At 60.5% G+C, this 3,684-nt stretch carries 4 protein-coding genes; 2 read left to right on the plus strand and 2 right to left on the minus strand.

The features are described from left to right. The coding region (gene dut, locus ACTHL0_RS15945) for a dUTP diphosphatase (protein WP_440567778.1) at window positions 1-267 on the plus strand (267 nt) is incomplete at its 5' end. Between the two features lie 185 nt (window positions 268-452). Here dut and clpA read toward each other — a convergent pair. Further along, window positions 453-2,750, minus strand: coding sequence for an ATP-dependent Clp protease ATP-binding subunit ClpA (gene clpA / locus ACTHL0_RS15950; RefSeq protein WP_440567779.1), 2,298 nt, complete (start codon window positions 2,748-2,750; stop codon window positions 453-455). Beyond that, the gene (gene clpS, locus ACTHL0_RS15955; RefSeq protein WP_440567780.1) at window positions 2,747-3,061 is read right to left on the minus strand and encodes an ATP-dependent Clp protease adapter ClpS; all 315 of its coding nucleotides are present in this window, start codon (window positions 3,059-3,061) and stop codon (window positions 2,747-2,749) included. The genes clpA and clpS overlap by 4 nt, the downstream gene beginning before the upstream one ends. Before the next feature lie 558 nt (window positions 3,062-3,619). Here clpS and ACTHL0_RS15960 point away from each other — a divergent pair. After that, a partial coding sequence (locus ACTHL0_RS15960) for a cold-shock protein (RefSeq protein WP_440567781.1) occupies window positions 3,620-3,684 on the plus strand: 65 nt, incomplete at its 3' end.

Consider the following 3,684-nt stretch of genomic DNA (forward strand, 5'->3'; position numbering starts at 1 on the left):
GCGGCGTTGATTTTGCCGCGCTCGGGCCTCGGCCATAAGCACGGCATCGTGCTCGGCAATCTCGTGGGCCTGATCGATTCCGATTACCAAGGAGAGCTGATGATTTCGACGTGGAACCGTGGACATACTACGTTCACGCTCAACCCGATGGAACGTCTGGCACAGCTCGTCATCGTTCCCGTGGTGCAGGCTCAGTTCAACATTGTCGACGAATTCGTCACGAGCGAGCGCGGCGCGGGCGGCTTCGGCAGCACCGGCAAGCATTGAGCTAAGGGCCATGCTGCGGTTCGCGTAGCGCAGCCGCAACGGGCTAAGGCCAAGCGGCAGCTATCGCGTCGGCACCCACCACCCAACGCTTCAAACGCACACAAACGACAACGGCGCTTCAAACTACGAAGCGCCGTTGTTATGTGGGCGAACCCGGCTCGCCGGTCTTACCCTTTTCTCGACCTCTACTCGACTTCCACCGTCTCCGGATTCGGATTACGCGGCGCGGCGTTCTCGTCGAAGGTCAGCTGGACCTTGTCGCTTTCGTCGACATCGACCGTGACACGCCCGCCGTTCATGAGCTTGCCGAACAGCAACTCGTCGGCCAGCGCGCGGCGGATCGTATCCTGAATCAACCGCTGCATCGGGCGGGCGCCCATCAACGGATCGAAGCCGTGCTTCGCGAGATGCTTGCGCAGCGCATCGGTGAAGAGCGCGTCGACCTTCTTCTCGTGCAGTTGATCCTCGAGCTGCATGAGGAACTTGTCGACCACGCGCATGATGATTTCTTCATCGAGCGAACGGAAGCTGATAACGGAATCGAGCCGGTTGCGGAACTCGGGTGTGAACATCCGCTTGATGTCGGCCATTTCGTCGCCCGTTTCCCGGCGCGACGTGAAGCCGATCGTCCCCTTCTGCATCGATTCCGCGCCCGCATTCGTCGTCATAATGATGATGACGTTGCGGAAATCGGCCTTGCGCCCGTTGTTATCCGTCAGCGTGCCGTGATCCATCACCTGCAGCAGCACGTTGAAGATGTCCGGATGCGCTTTCTCGATTTCGTCGAGCAGCAGCACGCAGTGCGGCTTCTTCGTAACAGCTTCGGTCAACAGCCCGCCCTGATCGAAACCGACGTAGCCCGGCGGCGCGCCAATCAGGCGGCTGACAGCATGCCGTTCCATGTACTCGGACATGTCGAAGCGGATCAATTCGATGCCGAGCGTAAAGGCCAGCTGGCGGGCGACTTCGGTCTTGCCGACACCCGTCGGCCCTGAGAACAGGAACGCGCCAATCGGCTTGTCCGTCTTGCCGAGCCCCGCCCGCGCCATCTTGATCGCCGCCGAGAGCGCATCGATGGCCGGATCCTGGCCGAAGACCACGGCCTTCAGATCGCGATCGAGCGTTTGCAGCTTGCTGCGATCGTCCTGCGAGACGCTTTGCGCCGGCACTCGGGCGATTTTCGAAATGATTTCCTCGATTTCGCCCTTGCCGATCGTCTTCTTCTGCTTCGACTTCGGCAAGATCCGCTGCGCCGCGCCCGCTTCGTCGATGACGTCGATCGCCTTATCGGGCAGATGACGGTCGGTGATGAAGCGCGCCGACAGCTCGGCCGCGGCCGAGAGCGCACCCGACGAATACTTGACGCCGTGATGCTCCTCGAAGCGCGACTTCAGCCCGCGCAGAATCGCGACGGTTTGCTCGACGGTCGGCTCGGTCACGTCGATCTTCTGGAAACGCCGGGACAGCGCCGCATCCTTTTCGAAGATGCCGCGATATTCGGTGAACGTCGTCGCGCCGATGCACTTGAGGGTGCCTGACGAGAGCGCCGGCTTGAGCAGATTCGATGCATCGAGCGTGCCGCCCGACGCGGCGCCCGCGCCGATCAGCGTATGGATTTCGTCGATGAACAGAATGGCGTGCGGGCGCTCCTTGAGCTCCTTGAGCACCGTCTTCAGACGCTGTTCAAAATCGCCGCGATACTTCGTACCGGCCAGCAACGCGCCCATGTCGAGCGAATAGACTTGCGCATCGGCAAGGATATCGGGCACTTCGCCACGCGTGATCCGCCAAGCCAGCCCTTCGGCGATCGCCGTCTTGCCGACGCCGGCCTCGCCGACGAGCAGCGGATTGTTCTTGCGACGACGGCACAGCACCTGCACGACGCGCTCGACTTCCGACTCGCGCCCGATGAGCGGATCGATGCGGCCGTCCTTGGCCATCTGATTCAGGTTCTGCGTGAACTGGGCGAGCGGCGTTTCCTTTTGCGAAGCGGCGTCTTCCGACTCCGCGTTCGCTTCGCCCGCCTTCGCCGCATCGCTGCTGCTTGTCTTCGCGATGCCGTGCGAGATGAAATTCACGACGTCCAGACGCGTCACGCCCTGCTGCTGCAGGTAGTAGACGGCATGCGAATCCTTTTCGCCGAAGATCGCCACGAGCACGTTCGCACCGGTGACTTCCTTCTTGCCGTTCGACGTGGACTGCACGTGCATGATCGCGCGTTGGATCACCCTCTGAAACCCGAGTGTCGGCTGCGTATCGACGTCGTCGGTGCCGGGCACCGTCGGTGTGTTGTCGTGGATGAAGTTGCGCAGATTTTGGCGCAAATCCTCGATGTTGGCCGCGCAGGCACGCAGTACCTCGGCGGCTGTCGGATTGTCCAGCAACGCCAACAAAAGATGTTCGACCGTGATGAACTCATGCCGTGCCTGGCGTGCTTCCATGAACGCCATATGCAAGCTGACTTCCAGTTCCTGGGCAATCATGCTTCCTCCATCACGCACTGCAGCGGGTGCCCCGCTTGCCTTGCGTGCGTAACTACTTGCTCGACCTTGGTCGACGCGATATCCCGCGTATAGACCCCACATACCCCCCGCCCTTCGCGATGCACCTTCAACATGATCTGCGTAGCGGTTTCTCTGTCTTTATTAAAATATTCCTGCACGATCATCACGACAAATTCCATTGGCGTGAAATCGTCATTGAGCAGGACAACCTTATACATGGACGGCGGTTTCAGCGCTTTTTCCTGCCGCTCCAGTACCGTGCCCTCCTGCTTGTCCGGGATAATCGCCATACACCCATTCTAAACAACTCGGACGGGCCCGCAATCTGCGCAAAAACCCGACCGACCAAGTTGGTGGACCGGGCCACCGCCAACGGCGACCCGTGCGCGCCTCGCGCCCTCGCCGTACCTCACCTCGCTTGCGCAACCACTTCTCACGCGGCCGGGCATCGCGGCCGATCCAGTATCGCACATAGCGTGCCGACTTTCCGGACACCGCGCCGGGCGGGCCACACGCCACGGCCGACTGCCGCGCCGGTCCTATCTGAGTCGATTATGCGACTTTTCAAGGGCCACCGCTTGCGCCAGCGCACAAAAGGAAGCGGGAGAAACCCTGAATCGACGCGCTCGATGCAACGCTCCAGAAAACATCTCAAAATTCTCTTGACACCTGCTTAAAGAGATCCAACAATCAAGCTGGCACTTTTTTCAGCTAGCCGTAAGAAGTGGGATACGAAAAAAAATGCCGAGGTGAGCTAGTGCGGAGGGGGCGGCTGCATGCTACATCACGCGGCTGTCGAGCTTTTCGAGCGCGCTCGTGGTAGGACATGAGTTACAGGGGAAGTAGGTATGGCAACTGGTACGGTCAAATGGTTCAACGACGCGAAAGGCTTCGGGTTCATCACGCCGGATGA

The sequence above is a fragment of the Trinickia sp. genome (assembly GCF_051961175.1).
Taxonomy (GTDB): domain Bacteria; phylum Pseudomonadota; class Gammaproteobacteria; order Burkholderiales; family Burkholderiaceae; genus Trinickia.

Excerpts from the sequence above, each read along its gene's own strand:
- clpS (WP_440567780.1), bottom strand. The coding sequence starts at position 3,061 with ATGGCGATTATCCCGGACAAGCAGGAGGGCACGGTACTGGAGCGGCAG.
- clpA (WP_440567779.1), bottom strand. The coding sequence starts at position 2,750 with ATGATTGCCCAGGAACTGGAAGTCAGCTTGCATATGGCGTTCATGGAA.